Origin of the sequence: Maribacter sp. (assembly GCF_016744255.1) — a bacterium.
Classification (GTDB): Bacteria; Bacteroidota; Bacteroidia; order Flavobacteriales; family Flavobacteriaceae; genus Maribacter_B.
This window is the reverse complement of record NZ_JADGES010000059.1, coordinates 3,479-21,543: the sequence shown is the minus strand read 5'-3', so window position 1 is coordinate 21,543 and position 18,065 is coordinate 3,479. Positions and strand designations below refer to the sequence as shown.

Sequence of the window (18,065 nt, the reverse complement as noted above, 5' to 3'; positions counted from 1 at the left end):
CAACGGAACTATCTCTTTCCTAGGTAACGATACCGAAGTACAAACCATTACCGTTACTATTCTTAACGATAATATTATTGAACCGTCTGAAGCATATACTGTAGTCCTTAATTCTACCACCAATCCTTTAGTTCCAATAAACGATGCTACGGCTAACGGTATTATTAACGATGATGATAGTGACCCTTCTTTAGGAGTTCAATTTGATTTAACATCTATAGATGTTAATGAAGATGCTGGAACGGTTAATCTTACGGTTAGCTTAAACGCAATAGTACAAGATACCTTTACTGTAGAATTCTATACCGCAAATGGTACTGCAGAAACACCAAATGATTATACTGGAGTTTTACCAAGCACTCAAACAATAACTTTTGGAGGCACTAATAACAACATCCAAACCATCATTATTCCTATCATAGATGATATTATTATTGAGAACACCGAGAATTTCCAGGTAATTCTTACTAATATTTCAACATCTACAGTATATGTTTTAGCCAATGATACTGCTAATGTAAATATCATTGATAATGATGGAAATGAAGGATATCCAACAGATATTACAATAGAAGCTTGTGATGTAATACCTCCGGCCGTAACAATAACCTCCACAAGCTCATGTGCTATAAATACGGTATTGGTAGAAACTATTGATGGAGATATGGATAATTGTCCATCAGAATATACCATTACTAGGACTTGGACAATAACAGATTGTGTTGGTAATGTAAGAACGCATACTCAAATAATTACCATTGAGGATACTATAACTCCTACTTTTGTAGAGGCTCTTCCTCAAAATATGACTGTGGCTTGTGCTGAAATTCCAGACGCAGAAACATTAACTGCGAATGACAACTGCGATGCCAATGCTACAGTAGTTTTTACAGAAACAGCTACAAATAACCGTAATTGTTCTGCTGGTTATGTAATTACTAGAACATGGACTGCAGCAGATTGTGCTGGTAACGAAACATTCCATACACAGACAGTTACAATACTACCATCTGGTCCAATTACAGTTGTCCCTTATGATGAAGAAATGACTATTACCTGCGGAGATGATATCCCAGAGGTACCAACATTAGAATTCATGGGCGGCTGTGGAAATTATGATGTACAGTTTACGGAAGTTGAAGAATTTTCATCCACTACAGAGGATTATATGATAATAAGAACATGGGTTGTAACAGATTCTTGTGATAATACTGCTAGCTTTGAGCAGACCATCTTTGTTATGCAACCTGAAAAAGAATTCATAACTATTGATATTTGCATTGAAGACCCAGAAATAGACTTATTAAGCTACTTACCTGCTAATTTTGATACTAATGGAACATTTGAAATTACCAGTGGTAACGGCTCCTTAAATGGTAGTTATTTAAACCCTATTGATTTTGAAATTGGAGAATACTTAATCTCTTATACATCTACAGATACTTCATGTAAATTCTTTGCAGACTTTACAATTAATGTAAATAACGATTGTACTCCTTGTAACATAAAAGACGTCAACGTTTCTAAGACCGTAACCGTAAATGGGGATGGCATTAATGACTTCTTTGAAATAACAGGAGTAGAGAATTGTGGCTTTGAATTCCATGTAATGTTATTTAACAGATGGGGAGACAAAGTGTATGAATCTATGAAGTATGATAATGATTGGGGAGGTTTTGCCCCAAGCGGTTCTTTTGGTAATTCAGGAGTGTTACCATCTGGAACATACTATTATATCATAAGTATCTCTAATCGAGATAATATTAAACCATTAAACGGATACATTTATCTAGGCACGCAACAATAAGCAATAAAAAGAGGAGGTAATTCCCTCCTCTTTTTTATACAAATTTTTCAAAATACCCTATAAAACAACACTTTAAACGTATTAACTTATTTTTATTGTCATCCTATATATCTATTATAAATTACCAATAAACGAGAGAAAGACTTCCTAACGAATTTTACTATAGTTAATCGTCTATAATCTTAAAAAGCAGAACATTATTGTTGCTTTGTAAAAGAAATAAAAAACAAATCTTAATAAACCATTAACCATAATAGCATGAAATTATCTAAAATATTCATTTTTGGATGTATTTTATTATCAAGCGTCCTAACCAAAGCGCAACAATTACCTCAGTTTACCCAGTATATGTATAATACCATATCGGTAAACCCGGCGTATGCAGGAAGTAGAGAAACTTTAAATGCTACTGTTTTGCATAGAAACCAATGGGCCGGTTTAGAAGGAAATCCAAGAACAAATACATTCTCTGTTCACTCTCCTTTAAGAGACGAAAGAATAGGCTTAGGTCTATCCTATATTAACGATAGGCTTGGGTACGAAAGCACTAACTATATCTATGGTGATTTTTCATATTCTGTTTTATTGAATTCGGAAGTTAAAATGTCTTTTGGTTTAAAAGCTGGATTAACCAATTACACACTATCCAATCCCGACATAAATGACCCTTTCTTCAACTCTAATTTTAATAGTTGGAAACCTAATTTCGGAGCTGGTATATTTGTTGGTTCTAACAGATGGTATGCCGGATTTTCTTCTCCTAGAATATTAAATACAGATGTTAATAATGGGGAATTTAAAGCTATAGAAAGAAATAGTTACTACGCTATTGGTGGCTTAGTTTTTGATATGTCTGAAACATTAAAATTTAAGCCTACCATAATTTCCAAATTTACGAACGGCGCTCCGGCTTCTTTCGATGTTACTGCTAATTTTTTATTCAATGATAAATTTTGGATAGGAGCCTCTTATAGATTTAATGATGCATCTAATTTTGGCGCCATGATGGATTATCAAGTTAGTAAAGATATAAGAGTAGGCTACGCTTATGACATACCAACATCCACAATAAAACCATACACGGGAGGAACACATGAAATTATTCTTATTTACGAATTAATAAAGAAAAAGAAAGGTCCAATAAAATCTCCTAGATATTTCTAATCTAATAAAAAGAAGATTATGAAAAACACAAAACCATTATTCATATTATTATTTTTCATTGCACTGCAGTTGTCTTTTGGACAATATGGAGCCCAAAAAAAGGGAGATTATTACTTTGGTCAATTTTCTTATTCTAAAGCTATTAAAGAATACGAAAAAATGATTAAAGACGATTTAAACACTAGCTATGCGCATCAACAATTAGCAGAATGCTACCTCCTAATTAGAGATTACAAAAAATCTATCCCACATTTTGAAGCCATTATTAATGATGCCATGCTCCCAACAGATTATTACTTTAAATATGCTATGGCATTATATAGTAATGGGGAACACAAATTATCCGAAAAATATTTAAAAAAATATAAAAAATACAATAAAAACGATTCCAGAGTTAAACGCTTTTTAAAAGATGGAAACCTGGCATCTGTTGTATTTAATAGCAGGCAGAGATATGATGTAGAACCTGTGCCGTTTAACTCTACAGAAAGCGATTTTGGAACTTATTCTAACCAAGGAACATTATATTTTGCTTCCTCAAGAAAAGACGCCGTAGAGGGTAATGTATATGGATGGAATGAAGAACCTTGGCTAGATTTATTTCAGGTACAAGAAGACAACCCTATGTCTATTCCTAAAAAAATCCCTGGAAATATAAATACAAAATTTCATGAGAGTTCTTTAGTTTTTTCTACTGATTATAAAAACGACACCATAGTTTATTTTACAAGAAATAATTATTATGAAAAAAAAGAAGGCTATGGAGCCTCTAATGAAATTAATCTTAAAATTTACAGTGCAATTAAAGAAGACGGTGAGTGGAAAGAAAATAGAAGTCTTCGTATAAATAGTGATTACTATTCTACTGGCCACCCTAGCGTATCTCCCGATAGAAAAAGAATATACTACACTTCGGACAGACCTGGTGGTTTTGGAGGTACAGATATATACTATTCTATTATTCATGAAAGAGGTGGTGTTGGTTCTCCTATAAATGCAGGTCCTACTGTTAATACGGAGGGCAATGAAATGTTCCCTTTCATTAACCAAGAAGGAAAACTATTTTTCTCTTCGGACGGACATGTTGGTTTTGGGCAATTAGATGTTTTCTCCACCATAAGTAATGAAGAAGGAGAAATTGTAGATGTAATAAACCTAGGAACTCCAATGAATAGTTCTGCTGATGACTTCGCTTATTATGCCCATGAAAATGGAATCAATGGCTACATAAGTTCTAACCGCGATGGCGGAAAAGGAGGCGATGATATTTATAAATTTAAATTTACTCCGTCTCTAGATATAGAAGGCGTGGTTACAGATGGAATAAATAACAAGCCTCTTGATAGCGTAAAAATTAGACTTTTTGACCAAAAAACTAGTACACTAGCCGCAGAGACTACTACCGATAAAGACGGATACTATAGATTACCTATAAATAGAAAAACTAATTACATGATTGAGGCAGTTAGAAGAACACACCCTCATGAAAATGTTTTTTTAAACACCCATTCTGTTAAGCATAGCACCAAAATAATTAATCAAGATATTGTACTTGAACCTATATTAGATTTAAAACTTTTAGCAAACCTAAATAAGATTTATTTCGATTTCAATAAAAGTGATATAAGACCTGATGCCGCACGCGAATTAGATAAAGTTGTTAATGTAATGACGAATATGTATCCTGATATGATTATTAAATTAGAAGCGCATACGGATCCTGTTGGAAGTAATAATTATAATGATAAGCTCTCTGAAAACAGAGCTAAATCTACATACGAATATTTAATAGCCAATGGTGTCCCAAGAGAACATGTTTTATCTTACAAAGGTTACGGCAAAAGAAAACTTATTAACCATTGTACTAGCAAAAAAGATTGTTCTCCAGAAGAATTAGAACTAAATAGAAGAACGGAATTCCCAATTATACAAATAAGAAAAGGAATCCTTTTAGCTAAATAAAATTATGAAAATCTAAATGAACAACAACGAAAAAGGGCTATCGTAACGATAGCCCTTTTATTTTACAAAACTAAAATCTTATTCTAAAATACCATCAACAATACCATAGGCAATAGATTCCTCTGCTCCCATCCAATAATCTCTATCGAAATCTTTCATTACTCTATCATAATCTTGACCGCAATTATCTGCTAAAATTCTAGCACTTAATTCTTTAGTCTTTATAATTTCCTTAGCTTGTATTTCAATATTAGAAGCTTGTCCTCTTGCTCCGCCACTCGGTTGGTGTATCATCACTTGGGCATGTGGTTGTATAAAACGTCTTCCTTTTTTTCCTACAGAAAGAAGAATAGAACCCATAGATGCTGCTAAACCTGTACAAATAGTTGAAACAGGGCTTTTTAATGATTTTATAGTATCATACATCGCAAAACCAGAAGTTACATAACCTCCTGGGCTATTAATGTATAGTTGTATTTCCTCATTATTTTGCATATCTAAATACAACAATCTATCCATAACGTGTTTTGCCGAATCATCGTCTACCATTCCCCAAAGGAATACTTTACGTTCGTCTAACATTTTTTGATCTATTGCTTCTTGTATCTTACCTTTTTTTGAACTCATCTTCTATTTAATTTATGCTCTACAAAATTAATCAATTTATTGAGAATCTAATACCTCTCCATAGATTGTTCTTATTATATTAAAATTCTATACTAAAACGAAAAAATTTAAAGAATAATATACCAAAGGGATACTATGCTTCTACTTCCACAGTATTTTCTACCACCTTACGAATAGGCACTACTACTTTTCCTTTTTTTGTTTTTAGAACCATAGCTATATTGTCTATAGATTCTACGGTGCCCTCTATATTTTTTAATTTTACTTTATCTCCGACTTCATATATTCTACGGCTATAAAAAGTTCGTAGTAAATCGCCTACTACTTCTCTAGAACCAAGACCTAAAGCAATTGCCATCGCTAACAAGAAAGCCCCCAATATTATAGTAAAATTACTAGTTATAATGGTGGTGTCTATTCCTGCCTGGTTTAGGGAAGTAATTAAAACAAAAATTAAAACAATATAATAAACTACGTTGCTTATTATCTTTGACCCACCTACACCCATGGATTCAAAAACATTACTAATGGCAGTTTTTATAAGTTTTGCTCCAAACATACCAATCATAAAAATTACGACTGCACTAAGCAATATTGGCAAATAACGTAATAAGTTGGCTATCTCTGTAGAGATGATTTTTAATCCCATTACATCTGCAGCAACGATAATAAATACTAAAAGTAAAATACCTTTTACAAAACCTAGAATAATTTTGGAAACATCCACTTCAATAGTACTATCATCTCCAAACAATCTAGCATCATTAATTTTCCGAGATAGTTTATTAATATTGGCAATTTTCAATATTTTTTTTAAAACTAGTTTTATAACTTTAATACAAACCCATCCGAAGATTAATACAATTATGGCTCCAATTATACCAGGTAAGGCAGAAGCTATATCCTTAAATATTGAACCTAAAGAGTCCGATATTATCTTTTCAAAATTTTCCATATTCTATTTTTCTAGGGATACTAATTATTTATTTTTATTTGATGTTCTTAATAGTCCATCGATAAGCGCTGAGTAATTACCTGTAAAAAGTGTCGCTAAATCCATCATTAATTTAGCCATAGCAACATCATCCATAATTTTCTTACGTAATTCTGGCGGCACCTCTTTTAGTTCCCCCTGTAATTTCTTAAACGGATTTTTATCTTGTTCCTTCATCTAGGGTAATGTATTATAGATTTCGACAATTTTTGCTTTCGCTCTTTTTAACCTCATTTTTACTGCACTACTACCTATATTTAATAGTTCTTCTAACTCTTTTATAGAAACACCATCTTGGTATTTTAACAATAACAAAGATTTATCTTCGGGATCAATTAACTCCATTGCCTTTTTTAATTTAACAACTTGTAAATCGTACAAATTCTCATCTGTTACCTCAACCGGAATTTTATTTTCGCTGTCATTAATATCACTAGCGTTGTCACTAATTTTCCTTCCCTTATCCCTGTTCACATAATTCACACAGAAATTATAGGTAAACGAATACAACCAGGTAGAAAATTTAGACCTTCCCTTAAAAGTGCTCAACTTAACAAAGAGCATTAAAAAAACATCCTGAGTTAAATCGTTAGCTTCATCCTTTGATTTGGCGAAACCATAACATTTATTGTATACCAATGGCGCATACCTATCATACAAAACTCCAAATAACATAGAGTCTTTTTTAGCTACGATTTTCTTAACTAGTTCCTCATCAGAAATACCTTTATACGGGTCATTAGCAGCCAATTTAGTATTGAATTGGTTGCTTATAATAATAAGACACAGTTTTCTTAGGAAAGTCACTACACGCTTTTTAGGTAAAACAAAAATAGGTGAAACTTGTCTTTATTAATATCTTTAGAGCAAAATCCTTTACTTATGAAAAATCTAGTGTTCTTTTTAGGGCTACTTATACTTCTGAATTTTAGTTGTAAAACGGATAAAAACAAAAAAACAATTACTCCTGCAGAAGTAGAACAATCTATTCCTGAAAAAATAGCATATGCTAATGGTTTTAAACATTGGAACAAAGTCAAAAAAATACAATTTTCATTTAATGTAGATAGAGACACAGCTCATTTTGAACGTAAATGGATATGGGATATCCATAAAAATAAAGTTACCCGCATAATTACTAAGGACACCATTACTTATAAACGTAATGCACTAGATAGTGTGTCTACAAAAATTAATGGAGGTTTTATAAATGATAAATTTTGGTTATTGGCTCCTTTTAATCTAATATGGGATTCTAAAAACTACACCTACACTTATTCCGAAAATTCTAAATCTCCTATTGCAAAGGAAGAACTACAAAAACTTACTATTGTCTACGGAAATGAAGGTGGCTATACTCCAGGAGATGCTTATGATTTTTATTTTGATACCGATTACAAAATTAAAGAATGGGTGTATAGAAAAGCCAATCAAGCAGAACCTTCTATGACCACTACTTGGGAAGATTATAGTCTAGAGCAAGGGATGCATATAGCTAAAATGCATAAAAAAGGAGGAGACAATTTTAAACTCTATTTTACGGATTTAGAAATTTTCACAGACTAATTCCTTTTCTTTTTTAGTAAACTCCCTCAGGGCAAACCCACTAGGTATTAAAAAGGAACTGTTCTTTACCATTTAGATGTAAGCATCTGAATATTAAACTGGTGGGAATAAAAAAGTAATCGACAATATGGTTAATACTCCTAATAACACCCAAAAACTAAGGTTTAAAGAAAAACCATCAAGGATTAACTCCCACAAATTTTGCTAAATATTTCTGAACCAATTAACACCATTCAATTTTAAGATACTTCTTGGATACCTTGTTTTAATATCTGCCCAAAATTAAAAACATCTTCATAAGAACAATATAATGGTGCTGGAGCAACACGAATAACGTTTGGCTCTCTCCAATCCAAAATCACACCGTTTTTCATTAAATAATCAAACAAAGACTTTCCTTGACCATGTAGCAAAACAGAAAGTTGCGTGCCCCTATCTTTAGGTGTAATAATTTCAAAAGAGCTACTAACTTCTTTATCTATTTCTGTTAAAACATATTCCAGATAAGCCACTATACGGTTTCTCTTTTTAACAATTTCTGGCATTCCAACCCTTTCAAATAACTGCAATGAGGCCAAATAAGGAGCTACGGACAATACAGGCGGATTACTCAACTGCCAAGCATCTGCATTTTCCATAGGTTCAAATTGAGGTTTCATAAGAAAACGGGTTTCCTTTTTGGTTCCCCACCACCCTTCAAAGCGAGGAATATCGGTATTGTTTAAATGCTTTTCATTAATAAAAATACCAGAAGCATTCCCTGGTCCACTATTCATATACTTATAACTACACCAAGCAGCAAAATCTACATCCCAATCGTGCAATTGCATTTCTATATTCCCCGCAGCATGGGCTAAATCCCAACCAACGTTAGCACCAACAGCTTTACCTGCTTTGGTGATTTTATCCATCTCGAAAACCTGCCCATTATAGTAATTAACACCTCCTATTAGAACAAGGGCTAGTTCGTCTCCTACTTCTTCTATTTTCTCTATTATGTCTTCTGTTCTCCAAAAATGCTCCCCTTCTCTTTTCTTTACCTCTACTATAGCATCTTCTGTAGTGAAACCGTGAAACCGAACTTGACTTTGTAACATATACTGATCCGATGGAAAAGCTTTTTCTTCACAAATGATTTTATACCTCTTGGGAGTAGGTGTATAAAAAGAAACAAGTAAAAGATGCAAGTTTACCGTTAAAGTATTCATTACAGAAACTTCATTAACCTTTGCCCCAACAATATTTGCTAAAGGCTCGGCTAAACGCTCGTGATAATCCCACCAAGGTTTTTCTGCATAAAAATGCCCTTCTACAGCAAGGGATGCCCAATCTTGCATTACATCGTCCACATAGCTCTTGGTCTCCTTTGGTTGCAACCCCAAAGAATTTCCGCATAGATAAATACTCTTTTTGCCATTAATTTGTGGAAAATGAAATTCTTTCTGATACTTGTTTAAAGGATCTTCTTTATCTAATTGTTGCGCAAACAGTACTGTATTCTGAAACTCCATTTCTACCTTTTGTTCAAAAATACAACATCAGAAAAGATATTTTTAATCTAATTAATACTACTTTTTAAAATGGGTTTAAATGAAATAAGTTTTGCCACCCACAAAATCTTATTCTTAAATATATACTTTTGTTAAAAAATTAGAATGCATTTTTTATCACCCCTATTAGAAACTTATATTAAAGATAATTCGGAAGAAGAACCAGAGTTATTACAAAAACTTACCCGAGAAACCCATTTAAAAGTAATACAACCAAGAATGATAACGGGTCATTTTCAAGGTAGAGTTTTAAGCATACTTTCTAAAATAATTAACCCCAAAAACATTTTAGAAATTGGCACCTATACTGGTTACTCGGCTTTATGCCTTGCTGAAGGCCTTGCTAAGAATGGGCAATTGCATACTATTGAAATTAACGATGAGCTAGAAGAAATGCAGCGTAGGTATTTTAATGAAAGTGGCCTCGGAAACCAAATTACACAACATATTGGTAATGCTTTAGATGTTGTTCCTAATTTAGATATGGCTTTCGATTTAGTATTTATTGATGCAAAAAAAACGGACTACCCCGCCTATTTTGAGGCCGTATTAAGCAAAACAAAACCAGGTAGTGTTATTTTAACGGATAACGTGTTATGGTCTGGAAAAGTAGTAGAACCTTTAGACCCAAAAGATAAAGCCACCAAAATATTAATAGATTTTAATACCCAAATTAAAGAAGACCCTAGAGTAGAAACGGTTCTTTTACCGATTAGGGATGGCTTAACTTTAAGTAGGGTGCTATAATTCTAGTATAAAATCTAAAGAAAATAAAAGCACTAAGTACCCCTACTAAAGCACCCACGATAATATCTAAAGGATAATGTACTCCTACATAAATTCTACTGTAAGCAAAGAACAATGGCCATACATAAAATAGCCAAGCCCATTGAAACCTTTTTCTAAGGAATAAAAATAATAGGGTAGTAATAGAAAAAGAACTAGAAGAGTGCCCCGAAAAAAAACTATAACTGGTTGGCCGTTTTAAAATCCGTATAAAACCGTTAATTTCCTCATTATTATTGGGTCTAAGTCTTTCTACTATTTCTTTGATTAAATCTGTAAAACCTGTTATAAAAAAAATTAAAACAACTACTGTTACTATAACTATAGCTGCTTCTCTTTTTGGGTACTTAAAAAGTATAATTAGAAAAAATAAGATAAAAACGGGAGTCCAATTTAAGATGGTAGTTACGGTAACCCAAAATAAGTCATATTCTGGAGAACCAAGACTATTTAGGTATACAAATAAACTCTGGTCCCATTGCAGTAATTCATCTAACATTACAATTACTGTCTTTTAATTGTACCAGTAACATCATTCACATTTTTCTTTACCTCGTCTATTTCTTTTTTAATATCATCGGTAAAGCTAGTATCTATACCTTGCTTGTCTGCACTATTTTTAATTTCTCTTTTAATATCATCCGTGGCATCTCTTAATTGACGCATTCCTTTACCAAGCCCTTTAGCAATACCCGGAACCTTATCTGCACCAAATACCATTACCACAATAAATAGGATAAAAAATATCTCGCCGCCACTTATAAATAAAAAATGTAATGTAAACATACCGCAAATATAATAAAGTTTAACCCAAATTGGGTACTAGAACTTTGTTATGAGGATTGAAAACACAATGAAAGCTAGTGTTTTTTTTCAGTTTCAGCATAACTCCCCGCTATGGCTACATTAAAAAATACAGCGAAGCCTTAGTCTTTGAAGTAGTTCCTTGCAGAATAGATTTTCTAGCACATAATATGGGTTTAATTAGCTATATAAAAAAAGCCCTGCTACGAACAGGGCTTTATTATAAGGCATAAATATTAATTATCCTTTTACTTTAGTTTTGAACTTGTCAAAATCTGTTTTCTCCTCTTTTTTAGGCCATGCATTATTGCTAGTATCAATATCTGCAGTTTCTAATTTTGGATCTACAACTACGCTCTGCAATTCACTTGTAGAAGAAATAACCAATTTTACTTCTTGATCATTCTTTCTCCAAATTTCTGGAGGGTATGTAATGTTTTTAATAGTACCATCTGCATACGTATATTCTACTATTAACGGCATTGGTATTCCGCCTGGCTTATTAAAAGCTACTTCATAGAAATATTTAGGCTCTTTAACTGCTGCTCTTTCTGCCGCAGTCATATTATCCATCATAAACTCTTTTAATGTCTTAGAGCTTTCTGTAGGTGCTTTACCTTTTAAATCCGCATCAAAACCTTCGCTATCTTCATCTGCTAAATAAACCAATGGTGGTAAATCTGCTTCTGTAAGGTTACGAGTAGCCATATATTCTTGCATTTTTTTGCTTGGCTTATCGCTTACATAATATTTTTTAACTTCTTTTACTCCTATATCTACATAATCTGTAGTATAAAACCATCCTCTCCAGTACCAATCTAAATCTACGGCAGATGCATCTTCCATAGTTCTAAAGAAATCTTCTGGTGTTGGGTGCTTAAACTTCCATCTTTCTGCATACGTTTTAAAAGCATGATCAAAAAGTTCTCTTCCCATTACAGTCTCCCTAAGAATATTTAATGCCGTTGCTGGCTTTCCATAAGCATTAGGTCCTAATTGGTATACGTTTTCAGGATTACTCATTATTGGAGAAATCTTACTTTGATCACCACTCATATAAGGAACTATTTTTGCTGGAGCTCCTCTTCTAGATGGGTATGCTTTATTTGGAGCTACAGCTTCTGGAAATTCTTCTCCAAATTCTTGCTCTGCCACGTATTGTAAAAAGGTATCTAATCCTTCATCCATCCATCCCCACTGACGCTCATCAGAATTTACTATCATTGGGAAAAAGTTGTGTCCTACTTCATGAATAATTACACTAATCATTCCGTATTTTACTCTGTCAGAATAGGTGCCATCTTCATTAGGTCTTCCATAATTCCAACAAATCATAGGATATTCCATTCCTTGATTTTTAGCATGTACAGAAATAGCTTTTGGATAAGGATAGTTCGTAGAGTGTTTAGAGTACGATTTTAAAGTATGAGCAACTGCTTTAGTAGAATATTCTTCCCAAAGTGGGTTTCCTTCTTTTGGATATAAAGAAACTGCCATGATGTTTTTACCACCAACTTTTACCGCCTGCATATCCCATATAAACTTACGTGAAGATGCAAAACCATAATCCCGAACATTTTTAGCTTTAAACTTCCATGTTTTTGTTTTTTCTGATTTTGTTTTTTCAGCGGCTTCTGCCTCTTCTTGCGTTACAATAATAACAGGTTTATCAAAAGATTTTTTTGCCTTTTCATAACGAGCCATCATTTCTTTAGAAAAAATTTCTTTTCTATTTTGAAGTGTACCTGTTGCATCTAAAACGTGATCCGCAGGAACCGTAATATTTACTTCATAATCTCCAAAAGTTAAAGCAAACTCTCCACTACCCCAAAATTGGTGGTTTTGCCATCCTTCTACATCACTATATACTGCCATTCTTGGAAAAAACTGAGCAATTACATATGCTCTGTTATCATCTTTTGGAAAATACTCGAACCCAGAACGTGCTCTATTTACAGTATGATCAGGAATATTATAATTCCATTTAATAGAAAACGACATTTGCGCCTCACTTTTTAATGGTTGTGGTATATTAATACGCATCATCGTTTGGTTAATGGTATAAGACAATGCTTTACCAGATGCATCTTTTACATACTCTATATTAAAACCACCATCGAAAGGTTCTCCCATATACTTTCCTGCAAAAGCTCCAGGCTGTTCTGCTAAAGGAACTCCGCCTCCATTTCTTAACGGTGCTTTAGAATCTTTAGTTCTTACATTTTGGTCTAACTGTACCCATAAGTATTCTAAATCATCTGGTGAGTTGTTAAAATATGTAATAGTTTCTTCTCCATAGATTTTAGCATTTTTATCATCTAAAGTGATATCCATTTTATAATCTGCTTGCTGCTGGTAATAATTTGGTCCAGGAGCACCTGACGCTGAACGGTATGAATTTGGAGTAGCATACTCTTCATACATTTGTTTAAACTTATTCTGGTTAGTGTGCCCAGATTCTCTTTCTTTAGTTTCTGTTTCTTGAGCAAAACTGATTGCTGCAAACAAAAAAAGTAAAGAAGCTAAGTAATACTTCATCTTATTCATGTTGTTTTTAATTTTTAGTCGCTGTAAAGTAAAGTTTTTGCAAGAAAATGTTAATGCTTTCTAGAAATTTAACATTCCTTTATAATTTTCTCTGATAAGAATAATACTCTTTTTTTGTCCTTTTAGCTTAAAATGTATTATGTTTTGTTGGTCACTATACATATCCATTAAGACTTGGTTCTGGATTTCAATAGAATTTAATTCGGACTCTTTTATATTAGAAATCTCCATATAACAGACAATTAAATCATCTTCATACTTCTTTCCTAAAAAGCTATATTTTTTAGCTGTCCCATTAACTCCTATAGTAAATTTAGTATTAAAATATTTTTCTAAGTATTCATTAGCTATGTCTAATTCTTCTCCAGAACCAAAATCTGCTTTTATTCCATAACGTTCTTCTAAAACAATATTCATATCATCTATAAAAACTCGAGAGGTTATTTGTATGGCTTCCTCTTTTTGGGAATATGCAATATTGGTTACGCTTATATAATATTTATGTGCTGTTGTAAAAGCCAATAATGGCAATACTAGAACTAAAAATACTTTCTTAAAAATTTTCATATTATCTTTTTCTATAAAGGATAGTGCAATGGTTATGCCAAAACTACCTTTTTATTTCAACACATTATTTTCTTTATAGATTACACTCTTCCTGCGTAAATATTCCCATATCTTTAAATGGTCATGAGAATCTATAATGGTCTGAAAAAGCGTATCTACTTCGCAGAAGTACATAAAATCTTCTATTTTTTGCTGCGGAATTCTTAAATCGCTAATAAAAAGAGAATCTGTATAGAATGCTCTTACCCTTTGTGTTCGTTCGTATTTTTTATTCCGTTTTATTCTGTTTTTAAGCATTTTAGTTCGCCCAGAAATACCATTAATAATTGGATTTAAAGGTATCCCTCCGCCTGTTGTTGCTTCAAACAAATCTCGCTCTGCTTTAGATATAGGTTTTACATAAGCATTTGGCAACCCCAAGGTAGATGCTGTTACTACGGGTTCTGTTTTCAAGGTATTTAAATCTTTAGAGATATCTCCAGATAAATTATAGGGCATTACCACTACTTCATCTAACTCTGTTAACGCATCTTCTAAAGGAATTTGTAACAACACACTTTGCAACATACCTATACTTATTACAATCTCTTTCTTTTTAAATTGCACTGCAGATATAACTAACGTATCGTTTGCAGAAGCTTGTATGGTAAAATAGCCGTTAACATCTGTTATGGTTGCTCTTTTGGTAGTTTTATTCTGTACATGAGTTGCTGCTACATCGCCACTTTTACTTACAATTTTCCCTTTTAATTCTTTAGAAAACGGACTTTGTGCTCCTACCAAAGAAGACAAAAATAATAGTACTATAAAAAGTAAATTACTTTTTGTCATTAATTTCTTCTAGAAACGTTTTACTATGGCTCACTAAAGCATCTATAAGCTGAAACTCATTTTCCTTTTTAAGTAAAGTCTTTGCAGGCATACGCGTATCACAATAAAATAAAAATTCATTTATCTTGTCTTGTGGCAGTTTTAAATCGGATACAAAAAATTGGTCGTCATACACTTGTCTTAATACTTGGCTTACCTTTAGCTTTGGAGCACTTTCATCTTCCTTATTTTTCTCAGACGACTTAAACATTGCTCTAAAAATGTTTACAAAATTAAGACCGTCTTGCATTCCTCGTACTTCGCGCGCCATAGCCACATTTTCTACTTCGGTAGAACGGTCAATTTCATATTCTATCTCTTTAAATTTTTCGTTTTTCATAGCTAAAAATCGCTCTTGATCTTCTGGTGTAACAATAACCTCTTCTAATTCGGTTACCTTTTCCTTAACTTCAACAACTAATCTGTTTTTCTTTAGTATTTCTGCTGTTATGGTAACCACCATTAATTGGTAATTTATCGCAGTAAAAACTAGTTCATCTCCTTGCTTTACTAAAATAGAAAACTCGCCATTATCATTCGTAATTGTTGCCCTTTCTGATGTAGAATTTATAACATTCTCATTAGGAACACTTATATCTCTATACAAAACTTTTCCTCTTAAAATAGTACGACTATTATCCTGTGCAAATGAAATTGCAACTATAAGAAAAGCTAAAATGGTTAGTGTTTTTTTCATGGCTATTGGTTATTTTAAATCTAAAAATTACTTTAATTAGTAGCTAAAAGATCATTAATCTAGGTATTTATATACTTATAATTGATAAAGAAAATACATGTTCGCGATTAAAAAAAACTAGAGCATCTAAACTTTTGTTAATTCGTAACTGTATATCTATTAAAACAACCTTTCTCACAACAAGCTGACCTATTAGAAAACCGTTTATCGAAAATCTACTTCCGTTTAACTTATTGCTATAATATTTTAGCTTTTAATATTAGGTAAATAGTTAGATAATTTTATTTTTGCTAGTTCAGCTATATTTAATAGCCTACAAATGAGAACCTTATGAAATCACCAGTATTAGCCTTGCTTTTTAGCTTCTGTTTTTGCTTTACTACCTATAGCCAAATTAAAATTGGAGATAATCCACAGACTATAGATGCCTCTTCTGTTCTAGAACTTGAAAGCACCTCGCACGTCTTGGTTATTACTAGAGTTACCACAGCAGAAATGGACGCAATAACACCAAGACCCGGTGGCATGGTTTACAATACAGATACGCAATGTGTGCATTATTATAATGGAACAGCTTGGGCCAGTTTGTGCGAATCTACTGGAGCTCTAACCAATTTAACTACAGACCCTATCGTTAATCCTTTTAGAACCATTACTATTACTCCAAATGGTGACACCAACCATATAGAAGTTGGTATTATAAATGGTGATAATATTCAAGAAAATTCGATTGACGGTAATAAGATTGCAGAAAACTCTATTACTGCCAGCGAGCTTGCTCAAAACTCTATAACTTCTTTTCAAGTAGACGATCGCTCTTTACTCGCAGAAGATTTTGCCGATGATACCGCTAACCAAGTTTTGGGTACCGATGTTAATGGTATCGTAAATTGGGTAGATGCGGCTTCCTTAATTGGAGCAAATGCAGATGGCACTACTATAATTGGTGATGGCAATAGTGCACCTCTAGCGGTCTCTGGAATCGTTATTGCAGATATTCTTGCAAATACTACGGCCAATACCAATGATACAGATGGGGATGAAAATAATGAAATACAAACTTTAAGTTTAACAGGAAACACTATAAACCTAACCAATGGAGGCTCTGTTACTTTACCAGCTGCAACAGTAAATACAGATAGCCAAACATTGAGTATAACCGGAAATAGTTTAGCTATTACTGGAGGGAATACAGTTCCCATACCTATCGCGAATGGTTCTGAAACTAATATAAATAATGGCACTGGTATTACCATTTCTGGAAACGGTACAACAGGCACGCCTTATGTAATTACAGCCTTAGATTCTAGTCCCGTAAATGAATTACAAGATTTACAATTTAACGCAACAACAAATGTACTTACCTTAACCAACCCAGCCACTAGCGGAAATGAAATTAACTTAGGTGGCTTTACTGAACTTGCTGATGGCATTACAATTACAGGTACGGGAACAACTGGCGATAGATTTAAAATTGAACCAGCTCCTTTGCCATTAACTGTAAACCAAGTTCTTATTACAGATACCTCTGGAAACATAGATTGGATAAATATCCCTACCGGAGGAACAGGTTCTACTCAAGAAGCTGATGATGTTACAATTACTGGTGATGGCTCCACAACTGATCTATTTAGAATAAAACCTGCTCCTGCAACTATTACTGAAAATCAAATGCTTATTACAGATTTTACTAGTGGTACTATTGCTTGGGCAAATATTCCTTCTGGAGGCACAGTTAGTATAACTGATACAGATGCAAATGATGGTCTTTCTAATTTCAATGCCACATCTGGATATAATATTAATGTGGACGACGCAACAATTGAACTAGACACAGATGCAATTCAAGTCAAAGACAATGGAATAACATCAACACAAATAGCACCAAATACCATCGCTGCTAGCGACCTTAGTGATATGGGCGTAACCACTACGGGGCAAATCCTAAAATGGAATGGAACAACTTGGGCTCCTGCTATAGATGACACAGGAACTATCGTTACCGATACCGAAGCAAACGACGGACTAACTGATTTCAACTCTACAACAGGATATAGTGTCAATGTAGATGATACTACTGTTGGAATTGTTGCAGATGCAATTCTGGTTAAAGACAATGGAATA

The 18,065-nt window shown here is 33.2% G+C and carries 16 protein-coding genes and 1 pseudogene; 6 read left to right on the top strand and 11 right to left on the bottom strand.

All coding sequences use genetic code 11. The annotated features are described in order from the left end of the window. From QZZ51_RS10875 to QZZ51_RS10865, 3 genes are all read left to right on the top strand, one after another. Positions 1 to 1,807: gliding motility-associated C-terminal domain-containing protein (locus QZZ51_RS10875; RefSeq protein WP_291869500.1), on the top strand; the 1,807-nt coding region annotated here is incomplete at its 5' end. A 258-nt stretch (positions 1,808 to 2,065) separates the two neighbouring features. Further along, complete coding sequence (locus QZZ51_RS10870) at positions 2,066 to 2,971, top strand: type IX secretion system membrane protein PorP/SprF (protein WP_291869498.1); 906 nt, start codon at positions 2,066 to 2,068, stop codon at positions 2,969 to 2,971. An 18-nt stretch (positions 2,972 to 2,989) separates the two neighbouring features. Next, on the top strand, positions 2,990 to 4,933 hold the full coding sequence (locus QZZ51_RS10865) for an OmpA family protein (protein WP_291869496.1): 1,944 nt from the start codon (positions 2,990 to 2,992) through the stop codon (positions 4,931 to 4,933). Positions 4,934 to 5,011: 78 nt separating this feature from the next. On the opposite strand, the gene QZZ51_RS10860 is transcribed toward QZZ51_RS10865, so the two are convergent. From QZZ51_RS10860 to QZZ51_RS10845, 4 genes are all read right to left on the bottom strand, one after another. Beyond that, positions 5,012 to 5,560 (bottom strand): ATP-dependent Clp protease proteolytic subunit, encoded by a 549-nt coding sequence (locus QZZ51_RS10860; RefSeq protein ID WP_291869495.1) that lies wholly within the window; start codon positions 5,558 to 5,560, stop codon positions 5,012 to 5,014. A 133-nt stretch (positions 5,561 to 5,693) separates the two neighbouring features. Beyond that, a complete protein-coding gene (locus QZZ51_RS10855; protein ID WP_291869493.1) occupies positions 5,694 to 6,515 on the bottom strand; it encodes a mechanosensitive ion channel domain-containing protein in 822 nt (273 codons plus the stop codon). A gap of 24 nt (positions 6,516 to 6,539) precedes the next feature. Continuing rightward, positions 6,540 to 6,731, bottom strand: a complete 192-nt coding sequence (locus QZZ51_RS10850; RefSeq protein WP_291869491.1) for a hypothetical protein — start codon at positions 6,729 to 6,731, stop codon at positions 6,540 to 6,542. After that, on the bottom strand, positions 6,732 to 7,361 hold the full coding sequence (locus QZZ51_RS10845; protein ID WP_291869489.1) for an RNA polymerase sigma factor: 630 nt from the start codon (positions 7,359 to 7,361) through the stop codon (positions 6,732 to 6,734). A gap of 75 nt (positions 7,362 to 7,436) precedes the next feature. Here QZZ51_RS10845 and QZZ51_RS10840 point away from each other — a divergent pair, with 75 nt between their 5' ends. Next, the gene (locus QZZ51_RS10840; protein ID WP_291869488.1) at positions 7,437 to 8,120 is read left to right on the top strand and encodes a hypothetical protein; all 684 of its coding nucleotides are present in this window, start codon (positions 7,437 to 7,439) and stop codon (positions 8,118 to 8,120) included. 239 nt (positions 8,121 to 8,359) lie between these two features. Here QZZ51_RS10840 and kynU read toward each other — a convergent pair whose 3' ends face one another. Beyond that, entirely contained in the window at positions 8,360 to 9,631 is a 1,272-nt protein-coding gene (gene kynU / locus QZZ51_RS10835; protein ID WP_291869486.1) for a kynureninase, read from the bottom strand. A 144-nt stretch (positions 9,632 to 9,775) separates the two neighbouring features. On the opposite strand from kynU, the gene QZZ51_RS10830 reads away from it, so the two are divergent. Continuing rightward, complete coding sequence (locus QZZ51_RS10830; RefSeq protein WP_291869483.1) at positions 9,776 to 10,417, top strand: O-methyltransferase; 642 nt, start codon at positions 9,776 to 9,778, stop codon at positions 10,415 to 10,417. On the opposite strand, the gene QZZ51_RS10825 is transcribed toward QZZ51_RS10830, so the two are convergent. The 6 genes from QZZ51_RS10825 to QZZ51_RS10800 form a co-directional block, all read right to left on the bottom strand. Beyond that, positions 10,383 to 10,955 (bottom strand): phosphatase PAP2 family protein, encoded by a 573-nt coding sequence (locus QZZ51_RS10825; RefSeq protein WP_291869481.1) that lies wholly within the window; start codon positions 10,953 to 10,955, stop codon positions 10,383 to 10,385. The two genes, QZZ51_RS10830 and QZZ51_RS10825, sit on opposite strands and share 35 nt — an antisense overlap. Before the next feature lie 5 nt (positions 10,956 to 10,960). Next, positions 10,961 to 11,242, bottom strand: a complete 282-nt coding sequence (locus QZZ51_RS10820; RefSeq protein WP_291869479.1) for a twin-arginine translocase TatA/TatE family subunit — start codon at positions 11,240 to 11,242, stop codon at positions 10,961 to 10,963. 258 nt (positions 11,243 to 11,500) lie between these two features. Continuing rightward, positions 11,501 to 13,807 carry a M1 family metallopeptidase gene (locus tag QZZ51_RS10815; RefSeq protein WP_291869477.1) on the bottom strand — a complete coding sequence of 769 codons (2,307 nt, stop codon included), beginning with the start codon at positions 13,805 to 13,807 and terminating at the stop codon, positions 11,501 to 11,503. 60 nt (positions 13,808 to 13,867) lie between these two features. Further along, positions 13,868 to 14,374, bottom strand: a complete 507-nt coding sequence (locus tag QZZ51_RS10810; RefSeq protein WP_291869475.1) for a DUF6702 family protein — start codon at positions 14,372 to 14,374, stop codon at positions 13,868 to 13,870. A gap of 51 nt (positions 14,375 to 14,425) precedes the next feature. Then, entirely contained in the window at positions 14,426 to 15,205 is a 780-nt protein-coding gene (locus tag QZZ51_RS10805) for a carboxypeptidase-like regulatory domain-containing protein (protein WP_291869473.1), read from the bottom strand. After that, positions 15,192 to 15,941 (bottom strand): carboxypeptidase-like regulatory domain-containing protein, encoded by a 750-nt coding sequence (locus tag QZZ51_RS10800; protein ID WP_291869471.1) that lies wholly within the window; start codon positions 15,939 to 15,941, stop codon positions 15,192 to 15,194. Before QZZ51_RS10800 ends, QZZ51_RS10805 begins: the two co-directional genes overlap by 14 nt. A 330-nt stretch (positions 15,942 to 16,271) precedes the next feature. On the opposite strand from QZZ51_RS10800, the pseudogene QZZ51_RS10795 reads away from it, so the two are divergent. Further along, positions 16,272 to 18,065 (top strand): annotated as a pseudogene (locus tag QZZ51_RS10795) (hypothetical protein); the annotation flags it as partial.